Below are 15,607 nucleotides of genomic sequence, written 5' to 3'. Positions count from 1 at the left end.
CTTCGCACATAAATGTGATCACATTTATGTCAATCTGATGATACCCTGCATTACGCCAACCTGCCTGCAGGCAGGTTGGCAACCGATGATCAAGGGGAGTGACAAATGAAATTCAGCGCAGCCGCTGTCTTGGCGACAATGATGTTCACCCTGCCTGCAACCGCAGACATGCCGGGCAAAAGCGACCACAGCCACCCAAAAAAAATTTCCAGGGAACAGATTGCCGGAAAGTTTTTTGACGACCACAGACCGCTTGTAAAGATGCACGATAGCGAACTGGGGAAATACAAAACCGAAGATCTCGAGAACTTTCTGTCCGCCGACAAAAAGTTTGATAGCGGCATGTACAAGTCAGGCCCCAGCAAGTTCACCATAGAGCACTACGGCGTTGACGAATTCATGTATTTTATTGAGGGCGGCGTGACGCTGACATCCGCCGACGGCACCGTTACCGAGATCAAGGCCGGGGATGCGGTTACCATTGGTAAGGACTGGCACGGCGTCTGGGAATCAGATGGTTACATGAAAATTTATGTCATCTATTCGCCAGATGAGCCACTTGAGTAAAGCCGATAAGCAGCAATAAAAAAGGCGGGCCCAAACCCGCCTTTTTCGCGTTCTATGAGATTAAGTCTATTCAATCAGACCAGCACAATCGGCGTGTGAAAGACCAAGAGCCGATGCAACGCTGTTGAAGAATTCAACTTCAAACGGGCTGATCTTGCCATCAATCTTGATGACCTCGGCAAGCGCACCAACAATCATTTTACAATCATCTGGGCCAATCTTGCCCCGAACCTTGGACAGATATCGTTCAAGCGTGGCTTCTTTATAAAGATCCGAAATTGCAGCGACGCGGATGTCTTTTTCGCTGACATCATCACCTGTGCGATCCTTGATAATACGTTGTACTGTCGCAATCTCGATACCTGAAATATTGGTATCGGCATTGGTGGCGCGGGACAGCGCCATCAACAGCGCCTCGCGTACCAACTGGCGTTTACCTTCTTCGTCGAGCTCCGTGCCCCGAAAAAGGTTTAGAATATTTTCTAGTTGTGCGAGCGGCATAATACCCTTCCCCTCATCAAAATGCTGAATAAAGTTCACGCCGATACCAACCCAAATTTCACCCCGGGTCAAGGCTGTAAACGTGATAATATGGAATTGGGAACGCTGATTGACCGGCCGCCATATAAACGATTGTTAAAACCACCTGCCATGATGCCCCCACAGACGCATCATACCCAAGCCACAATTACATACAACTTTAAATAAATTACACACTAACAAATTAAATGCATAACATAGGCAAAGGCACAAGACTTCAGCGGGAATAAACCGTAAAACAAAAATAGACATTGTTCTAAAAAGTCTGCTAGTAGTTTTTTGATAGAAACTCTAAATACAGACCGTTACGGCTGTGAGCGTAGTCAACAACCCTTAAGCGTAAGAAAAACACGAATTAGATATGAATTACACATATCAATATCCGCATCCTGCCGTCACAACGGACATCGTGATCTTTTCGGTTCGCGACAACGAACTGCAGGTGCTCCTTATCAAACGCGGCGGAGAGCCGTTCAAGGGTTCTTGGGCTTTACCTGGCGGCTTTGTCCGCATGGACGAGAGCCTGGACGAGTGTGCCAAGCGTGAGTTGCACGAGGAAGCAGGCCTTGAAGGTGTCTACCTCGAACAGCTTTACTCCTTCGGCGCCATAAACCGTGACCCCCGCGAACGGGTGATCAGTGTTGCTTATTATACGCTCACACCGTCCGCGCACCTGAACCCATCTGCCGGTACTGACGCATCCGAGGTTCAATGGTTTGCCATCAACGATCTGCCGGCTCTTGCTTTCGATCATGTTGACATTATCCGTGTTGCCCGCGAGCGGCTGGCAGCAAAGATGGAGTATTCCACCATCGGGCTGCAGTTCATGGCCGAAGAATTCACTCTGTCTCAGCTTCAGATCGTGTATGAACAGGCTACCGGAAAAACACTCGACAAACGCAATTTCCGCAAGTGGATCCTGTCGTTGGACCTGATTGCCGAAACCGGCAAGAAGTTTGCCGCCGGCGCTCATCGTCCTGCAATGCTGTACCGCATCAAGGATCCTGACCGGGTAGAGATCATCCGCTAACCGCGCGTGAACCCACTTGTTTATCCCGCGTAAGCCTCATATCGTTATGGGCAGCACAAGCACGAGGGATCACAATGAAAAAACGCCTTCCAGACATCATGGAAGAAATGCGCCAGGCGTTGCTTGGCCGCAAAAAAGACCACCGGTGGGGCACAAGTGCATCGGAAGCCTATTCTGCGGCTGTCGGCGGCATCAAGGACTTCAGCGGTGACACACTTACCAAAACCGCCCAGCGGTTTAATGAAGCCCTGCCCTATATCGAACGGGCTGGCTACGAAGTAACCGAAATTGAGGTCGGCCTCGGCCTTTCACCCAAGATTGTACCGCACCTACGGCTGCGGGAGTTGATCAGTGATGAAGCGCAAACGGCGCTGCTCGCAGAGACGCGCGACAAAAAACTCATCAACACGATTCTTGGCTCGCTATTCCGAGCCAGCAGCACACGCAAGAAACTTAAGTTCAACCGCTTCCACTTCACAGACCTAGAGCTGGAACTGAGCATTTTGCCCACCGTTGTTCTCAAGTTCAAACCAAACGAGAATCATCGCGGGGACCCCGCCCTTCTCGAAGATCTGACTTCAGCTGATGGAAAAGAATCAGACGCAGATACGCCAAAAAAATAGCCCGGCGTTTGGCCGGGCCATTTTCAATTTACTACAACAAGCCTATGGTTATGACTTGCGCGCTGCCTTGGAAAGGCCCCTGTTGATCTCTTGAGAGCGCTCAAGCGCCATATAAGAGTCAAACAGAAGCTCCATACCGGCAACTGACTGCTCTTCAGCAGCGGCCTGAGTTTCAGGACCTGCAGCGGGAGCTACGTCGGCAAGCACATCGCCAGACATTTCGTCAAGCTTGGAGCCAAAGTCAGATTGCACCTGCGCGAAAACGCGGTTGCTTTCTTCTGCCCCGTCTTGAAGCGCGGCAAGCTGGTCTTCATCGGCGAGTGCGATGGCGTCTTCATAGCAGTTTTGCGATTCCTGCGCCGCAGCCATGGCTTTACGGAAAACCATGGTTGTCTCCACAATACGCTTCTCTGGCGTCAGGGCTTCAAACCCCTCAACCGTGGGCATGCCATCGCTATACACTGACATCGGCGCGAAACATTCGGCACCGATTTTTTCGTCCCCGGCATACACACCGCTGCCCATAGCCACGGCAACTGCCACACCGGCAATCATAGATACTGTTGATTTCATTACACTTCCCTCGTTGGCTTAAAGCCCCACATCCGGCAACGATATTGGCTCATTTTTCCGGTAAATGCAATTTTACTTTAATTTTACCTTAACTTTTTATGATGGCTTCGTTCGCAAGGTCGGCCGACAATGCACCAGCCCTCCGCGCTTGCATCACAAAATGCCGAGTTTCACAAACACGTCAGCGACATCATCAGCGAAGTTCGCCCCTTTGCGCAACACCGGTACATTCTCAGGCAGGTCCTTGAACTTTTCCTTCTGACTTGTGGCGATCAACGCCACGGGAATGTGCCGGGTTGTGGGCATAGCCTTCAAGGCACAGGCGAGGTCGATGCCCGACAGCTCAGGCATTACGCGGGACACGATTACGGCGTCGGGCTTCATAGAGGGAATAAGCTGGATAGCATCCATCGTGGAGGCTACGTTTATCATGCGGTACCCACATTCCAGCAACTCTCGGGTCACAATCTTGGTAGCGATACCCGGTTCCATCACCAACATCACTTCGATATCGGTTACCGTAATATCCCCGACGTTAAAACCACCCTTGTTAGGCAGCTTCCGCATCATCGGCGACAGATCAATGTCCTTGCCGTTGACGAAAGCGTCGAGGCATTCCGACATGCGGTCAACATACAGCTGGATATCCCGGCATGATTCGGTCGTCAGCCCTGTCATATTGAAAAAATAATCCTCGAACCGGTGGCACATGACCTTGAGAGCCTTCATTTCGAAGCTCGCGGCCACAGTTTTGAGCGAATGCGCTTCAAGGCGGATCGTCGCCAGTGCATGTTCACTTTGCACCCGGCCGTTCTGGAAGTCTGTCACCGCTTCATTGAGGCTTTGCAGTCGATCCTCCACGGTATCGATTGCTTCTGTACGCAGTTCTTCTACGAGCTCATTATCGAGTGTCGACATCTCTTGCCTCTTGTGATTGATCATTATTGTTGTGGCACAAAAATGGTTACCCGAGCGTTATCATTTCCCTACAGTTTTTCATACAGCCATAAAAATATTCCGACATTTGCCAAAGAGCGCTTGACTTATGAGGGGTGATCAGTATTTTGCGCCCACTGAGCGGTTGCATGAGGCGACCGGCAACACTGTTTTCTTGGAGTGAATAAGATGGCTAAGCCGTCCAGCATCAAAATCAAGCTGGTTAGCACCGCGGATACCGGCTACTTCTACGTGACCAAGAAGAATCCGCGCACGATGACCGAGAAAATGGTCCTGCGCAAATACGACCCGGTTGTTCGTAAGCACGTAGAATTCAAGGAAGCTAAGATCAAGTAATCTTGGACTCCGTTGTTATTGAAAACGCCGCGCCTTCACGGGCTGCGGCGTTTTTTATTCCGTTCGGCCGCTTTCTCACCAAAGAAGCGTCTGAGGGTCCTCGATCGGTTCGCAATTGATCGCCAGCATCAGCCCCCTGACGACCCGGATGACGGTCCAAAGACACCACCAAGCGATAACCAGCCAGCCAATCAGCACAAGTGACAACACCGCACCAACAATAATAGTCCCCAACCCAAGCCAGAACGTACGCATCTGATAGTCAAAGTGTGATCGCCAAACGCCGCTACCGGTTTCTTTGGAGTGCGCCAGAATCACGCCAACGACAGCACTGATTCCCGTCGCAAACCCGATAAGATACAGAATATAAACAATGATTACTGTTGTGCGGTCTTTGTCTTCCACAGGTGACAAGCGGTTTTGGTCTTCCATCTGGCTCCCCCAACTTTGTTTAAAGTTCGTGTCTACAACAGAATAAAAGGAAGATGCGCGGGAACAGGTTCAATTAAATGCAGCTAGTCTTCCTGGCCCGCAATGACAACCCGGTTACGACCGTTTGCCTTTGCTGAATAGAGCGCTTTGTCAGCCGCATCGAGAAGCTGCGCGGGGCTGAGCTTATCACCGCTTGTCGCTACGCCAAGAGACACCGTCACATTGATCGGGCCCTCTGGCAAACCAACCTCAAACGGGTTTTCGCACACTTCCTGCCTCAGCCGGTCACCAATCATGAACGCCCAGTCGGTTGGCGTCTCCGGCATCATGACGACAAATTCTTCGCCGCCATAGCGTGCAGCGAGGTCTACACCGCGGATATTCTTGGCAATCCGGTTGGCAAACTCCTTGAGCACCAGGTCTCCCACCGCGTGACCATAGGTATCGTTGACCTTCTTGAAGTGGTCGATGTCCATCATCAGCACAGAAAGTGGCTTGCCCGCACTTTGCGCGGCCTGTAAGCGTGTTTCCAGGTGGCTTGTAAGATAGTGCCTGTTATAAAGACCAGTTACAGCGTCTGTGGTAGCAAGCTGCATCGACAAGTGGAAGTTCTCCCACAGTTTGTCTGCGTACCGCTTACGCTTAAGCTGCGTTTTGACGCGCGCAAGGAACTCCATGCGGTCCACCGGACGAACAACATAATCGTTCACACCCATTTCAAGGGCACGGACGAGGAGTTTTGTATTGCCGTCGTCCACCATCACAAGGATCGGCACATGGCGCGTCTCCTCAAACGACCGCAGTTTCGAGCAGACCCTGAGGCCGTCGGTATTCCGCATCGTCAGGGAGACAATAATGAGGTCAAAATTCTTTTCCCTGGCCCTATCTGCCGCATCTTCGCCACCGGTCATGAAGGTCAATTCGCCGACACCCTCAAGGGCCCGTGCGATCCGCTCCATAACACGTTCCTGCTCATCCACGATCAGAATAGACCCGTCGGTTGGCACCTCGGCCTCAACCGGGGCATCCTCCTCGTTTTCCCAGCCAAGGCTGGCGCCCGTGGCTTCCCGGTTCCTGAGCTCATCCATCATGACTTTCAGTCGGACAAGCGAGCGCACTCGCGCAAATAACGCAAGGTCCTGTACAGGTTTTGTCAGAAAGTCGTCTGCCCCGGCCTCAAGCCCGGCCACACGATCAGACGGCTGGTCCAGCGCGGTTACCATCACCACCGGTATATGGGCTGTAACAGGGTCTGCTTTGATGCGCCGGCATACCTCAAAACCGTCCATCCCCGGCATCATGACATCAAGAAGAATGATATCCGGATGTTCCCGACTGATCACGTCCAACGCTTCCGGACCACTAAATGCGGTCAGCACGTCAAAATATTCACTCGTGAGCTTAGCCTCGAGTAGCTTGACGTTCGGCGGAACGTCATCAACCACCAGCACCCGCGCTGTCATTGGACCCCTATCCTACAAACTGTTTTACTGTTTCAAGGAAATGACCAACTGAGATGGGCTTGGCAATATAGGCCTCGCAGCCCCCTTCCCTGATTTTCTCTTCATCGCCCTTCATGGCAAAAGCTGTGACCGCTACCACCGGAATCTTCCGCAGATCCTCGTCTTCCTTCAGCCACTTGGTAACCTCCAGGCCCGAGACTTCCGGCAGTTGAATATCCATCAATATGAGATCCGGATTATGTTCACGCGCAAGGTCAAGTGCAGCCATGCCATCACGTGTCTGGATAGTCTCATAATCATGAGCTTCCAGAAGGTCGCAAAACAACTTCATGTTAAGCTCGTTGTCTTCGACTATCAGGATCTTCTTACCCATACGGTTCCCCTAGCCCAAATATTTGGGCGTTTGTTGTATTCCCAACGCCAAATAATAGGCGTGCTTTTGATAAAAAAACAAGACCGACAAGGTATTTAAATGGAAAATTCACCCGCGCGCGCCGCATTGTGACAAAAAAGCCATTTCCAGCCACCCTCTCTCGTGGGACACTGGAGCGCACCAACGCCACACAGACAAACACACAGAGAGACGGCCGAGAATGACACGCGACATGGCTGAAGCAATAGCCCTACAGGCGGCGACATTTATCTTTACGGAAGACACGCTGAGAGACAGGTTTCTGGCCCTTTCCGGGACAGATGTGGATGATATTCGCGCGCGTCTTCAACATCAGGACTTCCAAGCATCAGTGCTTGAATTCCTGATGGCTCACGAACCTGACCTGTTGGCATTTGCATCGGCCACAAGCGAAAAACCCGAGACGATAATGCGTGCGTGGCGCACACTTGGCGGGGGCGAAGGGCTAGAATGGTAGCATGACCAGTATTGAAAGATTTATAGCTGAAATCAGCCCTAAAAGGCCAATACTTCTTCTTGATGCGGATGAAGTGTTATTACGTTTTGTCGAACGGCTTGAGGTTCATCTTTTAACCTGCGGATACGAAATCAGACTTAATAGTTTCCAGTTGTCCGGTAATATTTACAGACAAGAGACCGGGATTCCCGCTGAACCACTTACCGTAAAAGAACTGATTGCCGGTTTTTTCGACGCCTGCTCGCACGATGTTCCGCTCGTGCCCGGTGTTACCGAGGCACTTTCGAGCCTCTCTGCACCATATGACATCGCGATCCTGAGCAATATACCAGACCGATGCCGCGCGAGGCGGGAAGCGAGCCTGCGGTCGCAGGGAATCAATTTCCCGGTGCTCTCCAATCAGGGAGGAAAGGGACCCATAGTTGCACGCGTTGCCGCACACCATGACGCACCCATTGTGTTTGTCGACGACTTGCCGCCACAACACAAATCTGTCGCGCAATACGCCCCTGATATCCACCGCGTACATTTTGTCGCCGACCCTCGCCTTGCGTCCATGATTGACAAGGCGGAGCATGCTCATGTCCGCATTGATGACTGGCCGACCCTGACCCATCACCTGCGCAATCATGTCATGGAGTAAGACGTGACAGCTTCTAGCAAGGATATGCCCCACAGCGCGGTTCTTTGCCGAAGCTGCTTTCATGTCTATCGCTGCGCAGGGCCCTGCCCCGAATGCGGGCGAACGCGTGTCGTTAGCCATGTCGAGCTTCTTGAACTGACCACCGCTCACCTCGACTGTGATGCATTTTATGCGTCGATTGAAAAGCGCGATAATCCCGAACTCGCCACCAAAGCGCTTATCATCGGTGGCGAAAGCAACCGGTCAGTTGTCTCAACCTGCTGCTATATTGCGCGCATGAGCGGCGTTCGCTCAGCCATGCCGATGTATAAAGCCAAAAAACTGTGCCCGGACGCAATCATTATCCTGCCAAGAATGGCCGTTTACCGACAGGCCGGCCACCAAGTGCGTGCCATGATGCGCGACCTTACACCGCTGGTGGAACCTCTGTCGATTGATGAGGCGTTTATGGATCTTTCCGGCACCGAACGCCTGCACAGGGCGCCTGCCGCTGTGCAACTGGCGCGGCTTGCAGCCAAAGTCGAGACGGAGATCGGCATCACAGTTTCAATCGGCCTCGCGCCCAATAAATTCCTCGCCAAACTTGCCTCCGACATGAACAAGCCTCGGGGCTTTACCGTGATCGGCGAAGGTGAAAAGCTCGACATACTCGCCCCAATGCCGATCACCCGGATCTACGGGATCGGTACAAAAACCGCACAAAACCTCGCACGCGACGGGCTATCCGAAATTCATCAGTTGCAGGCGATGGACGAAGGCACGCTGGCGCGGCGCTACGGGGAAACAGGCCTCCGCCTCTATCGGCTGGCCCGCGGTATCGATACGCGCCGTATCAATGCTGAACAGCCAACCAAAAGTGTCTCGAGCGAACGAACACTTGACCGCGATCTCGTCACCTATGACGAACTGGAGGCAAAGCTTTGGCGTCTATCTGAAAACGTTTCAGGCGACCTAAAAAGCAAAGAACTGGCGGGGCTTACCGTTACCCTGAAACTGAAAAACAGCATGCACCGCATCATCACCCGCTCGCGCACTCTGGATGCACCCACGCAACTCGCCACGAATATCTTCGAAGTAGGGCAGCAACTCCTGAAGCCGCTTGTCAATGGTACCCCTTACCGCCTTATAGGCATTGGTGTCAGCCACTTCCGCCCGCTTTCGGAAGCAGACCAACCTGACCTCGTGGAGCCGGGGCGCACCAAGAAACGCACAGCCGAAAAAACCATGGATGCGCTTAAGGGTAAGTTCGGCAAGGCGGCAATAATGACGGGACGCTCCATCGAGGCGGCAAAAACTGCCCGAAAGCCCTCTCAACCCAAGCGATAACTCATTATATTTCAAAGAGTTAATAAACACACAGTGTGGCACACGACTTGCTTGTATCAACTCGCACCGCGTAGATCGGAGACGAAGATGATTGAGCAAAAAAGCAAACTGAAAGACAAGACGGCGATCAACCCATATGTAAGCAAGCTTGCAAGCAAGCTGATGCGAACCGCCGCCAACGCCGAAATGAAGTTTGACAGCACCGGCTGGCAACTCATTACCGAAGTGCTCAGTTTTGCCGCCGCCGCTGAACAGCGAATGTCCGAACAGCAGGACCGCATCGCCTACCTTGAGCAATTGTCTGTCACTGATGAGCTTACCGGCATCCCAAACCGCCGGGGCCTTCGACTTGCCTTGGGTCAGGCGCTGTCCTCATCCGCGCGCCACCAGGAAGCGGGCGTATTAGGCTTCCTTGATCTCGACGGCTTTAAAGACATCAACGATCATCATGGCCATATGGCAGGGGACGCTGTGCTGCGCTTCGTCGCAAAAACATTGAAGCAACATGTGCGGCCAAGCGATGTGGTTGCTCGCATCGCCGGTGATGAGTTTGCGGTCATCCTCAACCGGTGTGACCCCGAACAGGGAATTCAGCGCCTGCGTACCCTGCAAGACAGTATCAACCGAGGAAAAGTGCTTTATGGTGGCACACGCATCCCCGTGAAATGCTCAATTGGCACCCACCCGTTCAGTGCAACGACCGACCCGGGCGACCTGATCGAAGCTGCCGATCAGGCCATGTATCACGACAAGGAAAAGCGAAAGGGCCGTCACCTGCGCACCGCCTAGCTACTGGCGGAAACGTGATAGAAGGGCCTTTCAAGGCCCTTTTTTTATAGAAGGGCCTTTGATATAAGGGCTTAGTTTCTTTATATTTTTCACGCCGGAGCAACTTTATGAGCATTGATCAACGATTGGCTGAACTTGGCATTGACATCCCCACACCGGTCGCGCCTGTGGCCAATTACGTGCCCTATGTCCAAAGCGGTAATCTCGTCTCGATCTCGGGTCAGATCCCGATGAAGGACGGCAAGCTTGCGTTTGAGGGCAAGGTGGGCGACAGCGTTTCAATTGAAGATGCGTGTGCTGCGGCGAGGCTATGTGCCCTCAACATCATTGCACAAATCAAGGCTGCTTGCGCTGGTGACTTGGAGCGGGTTGTCCGCATAGTCAAGCTGGGCGGCTTTGTGAATTGTGTTGACGGCTTTGGCGGCCAGCCGCAGGTTATCAACGCCGCGAGCGACCTGATGGTTGATGTATTTGGTGACAAGGGCAAACACAGTCGTTCCGCGATTGGTACCAACGCCCTGCCTCTTAATGTCCCGGTTGAAATCGATGCCCTCGTGGAGATTGGCTAATCTTATGGCAAATAATCAACGGCACTTTCCCTGGCTGACAGAACATGACATCGCTCATCGAGGTTTGTTTGAGGCAGGCACGTCAACAGAAGAAAACACTTTGGCTTCTGTGCATGCCGCCGTTAAGGCGGGATATGCTGTTGAGATTGATGTTCGGGCAACAGTCGATGATATCATCGTGGTCTTTCATGACGAACTGCTTGATCGAATGACCAACGGCAAGGGGGCCGTTGCCACATGGGGTTTCAAGCAGCTAAGGGAGGAATTTATCGTCGGTAAGAGCGGCCAGCCCATGCCCAGTTTGCCTGATGTGCTGGACGAAGTAGACAGCGAGCGCCCTCTATTTGTGGAAATCAAGTCATCGCGCCATAAAAGCCCCCAGAAACTGTGCGCTGGGGTGCGCCACGCCTTTGAGGGTTATGGCGGGCCAGTTGCCATTATGTCTTTTGATCCAAGGGTCGTGAACTGGTTCAAGACCTATATGCCCAAATATCCCCGCGGCCTTGTTGTCGGACGTGAGTTTCTGTTGAGCGTTAAACGACGGCTTGCTCTCCAGCTTTGGGTGCACAAATGCAAACCGGATTTCATCGCCTGCGACGTAAACCTGTTACCCAACAGCTTCTGTACCTCCTGGCGCAAGAAAGGCAAACCCTTGCTGACATGGACCGTACGTGACCAAAAGATGGAAACCATCGCCCGTGAACACGCCGATGCGATGATTTTCGAGAAACCTGCCGTTATTGGCGATCAGGCCTGAGGAGACGCCCGTGCCAGCAGCCGACAAGCTTACGGCTGAAGTTGTCGCCAGCGTGTCCCTTATTCCTGAGCAAGACTGGCACGCATGCGCGGGCACAGGTCATCCGTTTCTTGACCGTGCTTTTTTTCTCGCGCTAGAACAATCCGGATGCACAAATGCCGACAGTGGATGGCAGCCTTACCATCTCGTGATCCGGGATAAAACGACCGGCGCAATCAATGCTATCATGCCACTGTTCCTCAAGGGCCACTCCTACGGTGAATATGTCTTCGATCACGGCTGGGCGGATGCGTATCAGCGCGCAGGTGGTAGCTATTACCCCAAGCTGCAGTCGGCCATCCCCTTCACACCAGTGACCGGGCCGCGGCTTCTGGCGAGGCCTGGTAGTGAACATCTGCGTACCGCACTGCTTTCCGCCGGATGCAATGCCTGTAAGGAACTCGGTGTCTCGTCCCTGCATATGACATTCATGGATGAGGGCGAGGCCAAGCAGGCACAAAACGCAGGGTACCTGATACGGACCGACCAGCAATTCCATTGGCACAACGACGACTACAGCAGCTTTGATAACTTTCTGTCTGCATTGTCGTCACGGAAACGGAAACAAATCAAAAAGGAACGCAGACGTGTTCTTGAGCAGAACGTCACTTTCCGCCATGTGTCTGGAGACGCAATCAGTGAAAGCGACTGGGACATCTTTTTCACTTTCTATACCGACACCGGCCACCGAAAGTGGGGCACGCCTTATCTGAACCGCGAATTTTTCTCGCTGATCGGACAGTCAATGGCGGACCGCATTCTCCTTATTCTATGCGAGCATGAAGGAAAAACCATTGCCGGGGCGCTCAATTTCATTGGATGCGACACACTCTATGGCCGGTACTGGGGCTGCACCGAAATGTTCGACAACCTGCATTTTGAGACCTGCTATTACCAGGCCATGGACTATGCCATCGCACGTGGCATCAAGCACGTTGAGGCTGGCGCCCAGGGCCCGCATAAACTAGCGCGCGGCTATCAACCCCAAAAAACCTATAGCGCACATTGGATACCCAACCCCGGTTTTCGCGAGGCCGTCGCACGCTTTCTTGAGGTCGAGCGGCGCGAAATCGATGCAGAGATTGACTATCTGGGCGCCCATGTCCCGTTCAAGAAGAGCTGATGCGATACAGCACGTGACGGGAAACAGGGCTTTCCAGAGGCACCATCGGGTGGTCAAAATCACCTGCAGCGTCGTGCGCCATGCCAATCTTTTCCATTACACGGCGGGAAGGTGAATTGTTCACGCTGGTGATTGCAATTACCTCACTAATCCCCAACCGTTCAAACGCATATTGGAGTGCAGCACGCGCACCTTCGGGTGCCAAGCCCTTGCCCCAATAACGCTTATCTAGTCGCCAGCCGATCTCCGTCGCGGGAGCACAGGGCAGATAATCAGACGCTTGTTGGATGCCAATGAAACCAATAAATGCGCCTGTTTCCTGTAACTCCGCGGCCCAGAAGCCAAAACCGTCGCTTTTAATACGCGCCATGCAACGGTCTACCGATGCATCACTTTCTTTCCGGCTTTGCGTAGCAGGAAAATAGCGCATAACGTCGGCGTCTGCGTTCATTGCAGCGAAAGCTGCGCGGTCGGCATTACACCAATCACGCAGCTTCATTCTTTCAGTTTCCAGAAAGACCTTCGTCACTACCCCTGCCAGTTATTTCACCGGTACCGGCGGTTTGTTTTCGCCCCGGGTCGCTGGCACACCAGACTTGGCTTTGGCCTTCGGCTTGGACTTCTTTGTCTTGGCCGGCGTTTCACGCGGGGCGTGAGGCGTTATCTCAAAATCAAGCTTGTCTTTTTTGAGTTTCACAACCACTTCACCGCCCTTAGCCAGTTTGCCAAACAAAAGTTCATCCGCGAGTGGTGTTTTAATGCTTTCCTGAATGACACGAGAGAGCGGCCGAGCACCATAATGGCGGTCATAGCCTTTGTCCGCGAGCCATGCCTTGGCATCTTCATTGAGGGAAATTTCCACGTTGCGGTCAGCGAGTTGAAGCTCCAGCTGCAAAACGAACTTTTCGACCACCTTTGACACCACCTCAGGCGGCAGGAAGTCAAACGCAATGGTCGCGTCCAACCGGTTCCGGAATTCAGGGCTGAACATCTGTTTTACCGCCTCTTCCGACGCACCATCGTTGGTCTCACGGCCAAAGCCGATCGCGGTTTTAGACAGCTCTGCCGCCCCTGCGTTAGTGGTCATGATCAGGATCACATTGCGGAAATCGACCTTCTTGCCATTGTGGTCCGTTAATGTGCCGTTATCCATCACTTGCAACAGCACGTTGAAGAGGTCAGGGTGCGCCTTTTCGATCTCATCCAATAGCAACACACAGTGCGGATGCTGATCCACCGCATCAGTCAGCAAGCCACCCTGGTCAAAACCGACATATCCGGGCGGGGCACCAATGAGGCGCGAGATGGAGTGACGCTCCATATATTCCGACATATCAAAGCGATGCAATTCCACACCTAGAAGGTGCGACAGCTGCCGCGCGACCTCGGTCTTGCCGACCCCCGTGGGGCCGCTAAAGAGGTAGGAGCCAATCGGTTTATTGGGCTCCCGAAGGCCCGCACGTGACAGCTTTATAGACGCACTCAGCGCTTCAATGGCTGCATTCTGCCCGAAGACCACACGCTTGAGGTCGCCCTCAAGCGTGAACATCACGCGACCTTCATCGCGAGTAACGGTTTTCGGTGGAATGCGCGCGATTTTGGCAACCACAGCTTCCACATCCTTGACGCCGATGGTTTTCTTGCGTTTCGATGGCGGCAGCAACATTTGGGCAGCGCCCGATTCGTCAATCACATCAATAGCCTTGTCGGGAAGTTTGCGGTCAGAAATATACCGATCCGACAGCTCTACCGCTGTTTTTATGGCATCGGCTGTGTAACGTACCTTGTGATGCTCTTCAAAATACGGCTTGAGACCACGCAATATCTTCACCGCGTCATCAACGGACGGCTCGTTCACATCTATCTTCTGGAAACGGCGCAGGAGTGCTCTGTCCTTTTCAAAGTGACTGCGGAATTCCTTATAAGTGGTCGACCCCATGCAGCGAATCGTACCGCTAGCAAGCGCTGGCTTCAAAAGGTTGGATGCATCCATCGCACCGCCAGACGTTGCCCCTGCTCCGATGACTGTGTGTATCTCATCAATAAACAGGATTGCGCCTTCACGACCTTCAAGTTCCTTCACCACTGCTTTCAGGCGTTCCTCAAAGTCACCCCGATAGCGGGTGCCGGCAAGAAGGGAGCCCATATCAAGCGAATAGATCACGGCGTTATCCAATACCCCCGGCACGTCTTTTTCCACGATACGGCGCGCCAGCCCCTCGGCAATCGCTGTTTTACCAACGCCCGGGTCCCCCACCAGCAGCGGGTTGTTTTTCGACCGGCGGCACAGGATCTGCACTGCGCGTTCAAGTTCTGCTTCCCGTCCGATCAGTGGATCAATTTTGCCTGCCTTGGCTTTTTCATTGAGATCAACGCAATAGGCTGCGAGAGCCGTGTCAGCCTTCTTGCTTTCGCTCGCAGGCTGGTCACGCTGAACTTCCTCACCATCCTCATCGGCCCCGTGAATTTCGCGGTCTTCCTTCAGCTCAGGCACCTTGGCAATCCCGTGCGAGATATAGCTGACAGCATCAAGGCGCGTCATATCCTGACTTTGCAGGAAATAGACTGCGTGGCTTTCACGCTCGGAAAACAGGGCGACAAGTAGATTAGCGCCTGTCATTTCCTCCCGGCCAGAGGACTGCACATGTAGGAGCGCGCGCTGTACAACGCGCTGGAAACCCGCAGTAGGAGTGGCTTCAAGGCCATCTGCATCCACCTTCAGGTTTTCCATGTCATCATCAAGATACTCCAGCACCTGAGAGCGCAATATTTCCACATCGACATCGCACGCCTTCAAGACCGCGGTGGCATCCGGGTCCTCCAGCAGCGACAACAGAAGGTGTTCCAGCGTGGCATACTCATGACTACGCTCGTTCGCCTCCTTCAACGCACGATGCAGGGTCTCTTCAAGGTGGGGCGAAAATCTTGGCACTCGTTTCTATCCTTCTCAGATTACGGGGCCCGCCTTCAA

General features: G+C 53.1%; 19 protein-coding genes. 11 read left to right on the top strand and 8 right to left on the bottom strand.

The features are described from left to right. Positions 1 to 105: 105 nt before the first annotated feature. The gene (locus OEU85_RS09625) at positions 106 to 567 is read left to right on the top strand and encodes a cupin domain-containing protein (RefSeq protein WP_262691259.1); all 462 of its coding nucleotides are present in this window, start codon (positions 106 to 108) and stop codon (positions 565 to 567) included. Between the two features lie 66 nt (positions 568 to 633). On the opposite strand, the gene OEU85_RS09620 is transcribed toward OEU85_RS09625, so the two are convergent. Then, entirely contained in the window at positions 634 to 1,140 is a 507-nt protein-coding gene (locus OEU85_RS09620; RefSeq protein WP_262691258.1) for a TerB family tellurite resistance protein, read from the bottom strand. A gap of 328 nt (positions 1,141 to 1,468) precedes the next feature. Here OEU85_RS09620 and OEU85_RS09615 point away from each other — a divergent pair, with 328 nt between their 5' ends. Both OEU85_RS09615 and OEU85_RS09610 read left to right on the top strand, forming a co-directional pair. Continuing rightward, positions 1,469 to 2,137 (top strand): NUDIX hydrolase, encoded by a 669-nt coding sequence (locus OEU85_RS09615; RefSeq protein ID WP_262691257.1) that lies wholly within the window; start codon positions 1,469 to 1,471, stop codon positions 2,135 to 2,137. Between the two features lie 74 nt (positions 2,138 to 2,211). Next, positions 2,212 to 2,760 carry a hypothetical protein gene (locus tag OEU85_RS09610; RefSeq protein WP_262691256.1) on the top strand — a complete coding sequence of 183 codons (549 nt, stop codon included), beginning with the start codon at positions 2,212 to 2,214 and terminating at the stop codon, positions 2,758 to 2,760. Between the two features lie 48 nt (positions 2,761 to 2,808). Here OEU85_RS09610 and OEU85_RS09605 read toward each other — a convergent pair whose 3' ends face one another. Beyond that, on the bottom strand, positions 2,809 to 3,333 hold the full coding sequence (locus OEU85_RS09605) for a hypothetical protein (RefSeq protein ID WP_262691255.1): 525 nt from the start codon (positions 3,331 to 3,333) through the stop codon (positions 2,809 to 2,811). A 153-nt stretch (positions 3,334 to 3,486) separates the two neighbouring features. Beyond that, a complete protein-coding gene (locus OEU85_RS09600; protein WP_262691254.1) occupies positions 3,487 to 4,251 on the bottom strand; it encodes an Hpt domain-containing protein in 765 nt (254 codons plus the stop codon). 207 nt (positions 4,252 to 4,458) lie between these two features. Here OEU85_RS09600 and rpmG point away from each other — a divergent pair, with 207 nt between their 5' ends. Further along, the gene (gene rpmG / locus OEU85_RS09595; RefSeq protein WP_020401238.1) at positions 4,459 to 4,626 is read left to right on the top strand and encodes a 50S ribosomal protein L33; all 168 of its coding nucleotides are present in this window, start codon (positions 4,459 to 4,461) and stop codon (positions 4,624 to 4,626) included. Positions 4,627 to 4,701: 75 nt separating this feature from the next. Here the strand turns inward: rpmG and OEU85_RS09590 are convergent, their stop codons facing one another. The 3 genes from OEU85_RS09590 to OEU85_RS09580 all read right to left on the bottom strand — a co-directional run bounded on the left by OEU85_RS09590 (position 4,702) and on the right by OEU85_RS09580 (position 6,894). Next, entirely contained in the window at positions 4,702 to 5,058 is a 357-nt protein-coding gene (locus OEU85_RS09590; RefSeq protein WP_262691253.1) for a DUF4870 family protein, read from the bottom strand. Between the two features lie 83 nt (positions 5,059 to 5,141). Next, on the bottom strand, positions 5,142 to 6,521 hold the full coding sequence (locus OEU85_RS09585) for a PleD family two-component system response regulator (protein ID WP_262691252.1): 1,380 nt from the start codon (positions 6,519 to 6,521) through the stop codon (positions 5,142 to 5,144). Positions 6,522 to 6,528: 7 nt separating this feature from the next. After that, complete coding sequence (locus OEU85_RS09580; RefSeq protein ID WP_020401241.1) at positions 6,529 to 6,894, bottom strand: response regulator; 366 nt, start codon at positions 6,892 to 6,894, stop codon at positions 6,529 to 6,531. Positions 6,895 to 7,114: 220 nt separating this feature from the next. Here OEU85_RS09580 and OEU85_RS09575 point away from each other — a divergent pair, with 220 nt between their 5' ends. The 7 genes from OEU85_RS09575 to OEU85_RS09545 all read left to right on the top strand — a co-directional run bounded on the left by OEU85_RS09575 (position 7,115) and on the right by OEU85_RS09545 (position 12,636). Further along, positions 7,115 to 7,390: a DUF3572 domain-containing protein gene (locus OEU85_RS09575; protein WP_262691251.1), complete on the top strand. Its 276-nt coding sequence runs from the start codon at positions 7,115 to 7,117 to the stop codon at positions 7,388 to 7,390. A gap of 1 nt (position 7,391) precedes the next feature. Beyond that, positions 7,392 to 8,033 (top strand): hypothetical protein, encoded by a 642-nt coding sequence (locus OEU85_RS09570; RefSeq protein ID WP_262691250.1) that lies wholly within the window; start codon positions 7,392 to 7,394, stop codon positions 8,031 to 8,033. A gap of 24 nt (positions 8,034 to 8,057) precedes the next feature. Continuing rightward, complete coding sequence (locus OEU85_RS09565) at positions 8,058 to 9,359, top strand: DNA polymerase IV (RefSeq protein ID WP_394805410.1); 1,302 nt, start codon at positions 8,058 to 8,060, stop codon at positions 9,357 to 9,359. An 87-nt stretch (positions 9,360 to 9,446) separates the two neighbouring features. Beyond that, positions 9,447 to 10,148, top strand: a complete 702-nt coding sequence (locus tag OEU85_RS09560) for a GGDEF domain-containing protein (protein ID WP_262691248.1) — start codon at positions 9,447 to 9,449, stop codon at positions 10,146 to 10,148. Positions 10,149 to 10,255: 107 nt separating this feature from the next. Next, a complete protein-coding gene (locus tag OEU85_RS09555) occupies positions 10,256 to 10,717 on the top strand; it encodes a RidA family protein (protein ID WP_262691247.1) in 462 nt (153 codons plus the stop codon). A 4-nt stretch (positions 10,718 to 10,721) separates the two neighbouring features. Next, positions 10,722 to 11,474: a glycerophosphodiester phosphodiesterase family protein gene (locus tag OEU85_RS09550; protein ID WP_262691246.1), complete on the top strand. Its 753-nt coding sequence runs from the start codon at positions 10,722 to 10,724 to the stop codon at positions 11,472 to 11,474. Between the two features lie 10 nt (positions 11,475 to 11,484). Next, a complete protein-coding gene (locus OEU85_RS09545) occupies positions 11,485 to 12,636 on the top strand; it encodes a GNAT family N-acetyltransferase (RefSeq protein ID WP_262691245.1) in 1,152 nt (383 codons plus the stop codon). On the opposite strand, the gene OEU85_RS09540 is transcribed toward OEU85_RS09545, so the two are convergent. Together OEU85_RS09540 and clpA are read right to left on the bottom strand one after the other, a co-directional pair. Continuing rightward, on the bottom strand, positions 12,623 to 13,135 hold the full coding sequence (locus OEU85_RS09540; RefSeq protein WP_262691244.1) for a GNAT family N-acetyltransferase: 513 nt from the start codon (positions 13,133 to 13,135) through the stop codon (positions 12,623 to 12,625). The two genes, OEU85_RS09545 and OEU85_RS09540, sit on opposite strands and share 14 nt — an antisense overlap. A gap of 42 nt (positions 13,136 to 13,177) precedes the next feature. After that, on the bottom strand, positions 13,178 to 15,568 hold the full coding sequence (gene clpA, locus OEU85_RS09535; protein WP_262691243.1) for an ATP-dependent Clp protease ATP-binding subunit ClpA: 2,391 nt from the start codon (positions 15,566 to 15,568) through the stop codon (positions 13,178 to 13,180). Positions 15,569 to 15,607: the final 39 nt, after the last annotated feature.

It is taken from the genome of Kordiimonas aestuarii, from assembly GCF_025574465.1.
Classification (GTDB): Bacteria; Pseudomonadota; Alphaproteobacteria; order Sphingomonadales; family Kordiimonadaceae; genus Kordiimonas; species Kordiimonas aestuarii.
Note: the sequence above shows the minus strand (reverse complement) of the source record. Positions and strands in the feature narration are given on the sequence as shown.

Excerpts from the sequence above, each read along its gene's own strand:
- OEU85_RS09625 (WP_262691259.1), top strand. The coding sequence starts at position 106 with ATGAAATTCAGCGCAGCCGCTGTCTTGGCGACAATGATGTTCACCCTG.
- OEU85_RS09615 (WP_262691257.1), top strand. The coding sequence starts at position 1,469 with ATGAATTACACATATCAATATCCGCATCCTGCCGTCACAACGGACATC.
- OEU85_RS09610 (WP_262691256.1), top strand. The coding sequence starts at position 2,212 with ATGAAAAAACGCCTTCCAGACATCATGGAAGAAATGCGCCAGGCGTTG.
- OEU85_RS09605 (WP_262691255.1), bottom strand. The coding sequence starts at position 3,333 with ATGAAATCAACAGTATCTATGATTGCCGGTGTGGCAGTTGCCGTGGCT.
- OEU85_RS09600 (WP_262691254.1), bottom strand. The coding sequence starts at position 4,251 with ATGTCGACACTCGATAATGAGCTCGTAGAAGAACTGCGTACAGAAGCA.
- rpmG (WP_020401238.1), top strand. The coding sequence starts at position 4,459 with ATGGCTAAGCCGTCCAGCATCAAAATCAAGCTGGTTAGCACCGCGGAT.
- OEU85_RS09590 (WP_262691253.1), bottom strand. The coding sequence starts at position 5,058 with ATGGAAGACCAAAACCGCTTGTCACCTGTGGAAGACAAAGACCGCACA.
- OEU85_RS09585 (WP_262691252.1), bottom strand. The coding sequence starts at position 6,521 with ATGACAGCGCGGGTGCTGGTGGTTGATGACGTTCCGCCGAACGTCAAG.
- OEU85_RS09580 (WP_020401241.1), bottom strand. The coding sequence starts at position 6,894 with ATGGGTAAGAAGATCCTGATAGTCGAAGACAACGAGCTTAACATGAAG.
- OEU85_RS09575 (WP_262691251.1), top strand. The coding sequence starts at position 7,115 with ATGACACGCGACATGGCTGAAGCAATAGCCCTACAGGCGGCGACATTT.
- OEU85_RS09570 (WP_262691250.1), top strand. The coding sequence starts at position 7,392 with ATGACCAGTATTGAAAGATTTATAGCTGAAATCAGCCCTAAAAGGCCA.
- OEU85_RS09565 (WP_394805410.1), top strand. The coding sequence starts at position 8,058 with ATGCCCCACAGCGCGGTTCTTTGCCGAAGCTGCTTTCATGTCTATCGC.
- OEU85_RS09560 (WP_262691248.1), top strand. The coding sequence starts at position 9,447 with ATGATTGAGCAAAAAAGCAAACTGAAAGACAAGACGGCGATCAACCCA.
- OEU85_RS09555 (WP_262691247.1), top strand. The coding sequence starts at position 10,256 with ATGAGCATTGATCAACGATTGGCTGAACTTGGCATTGACATCCCCACA.
- OEU85_RS09550 (WP_262691246.1), top strand. The coding sequence starts at position 10,722 with ATGGCAAATAATCAACGGCACTTTCCCTGGCTGACAGAACATGACATC.
- OEU85_RS09540 (WP_262691244.1), bottom strand. The coding sequence starts at position 13,135 with ATGAAGCTGCGTGATTGGTGTAATGCCGACCGCGCAGCTTTCGCTGCA.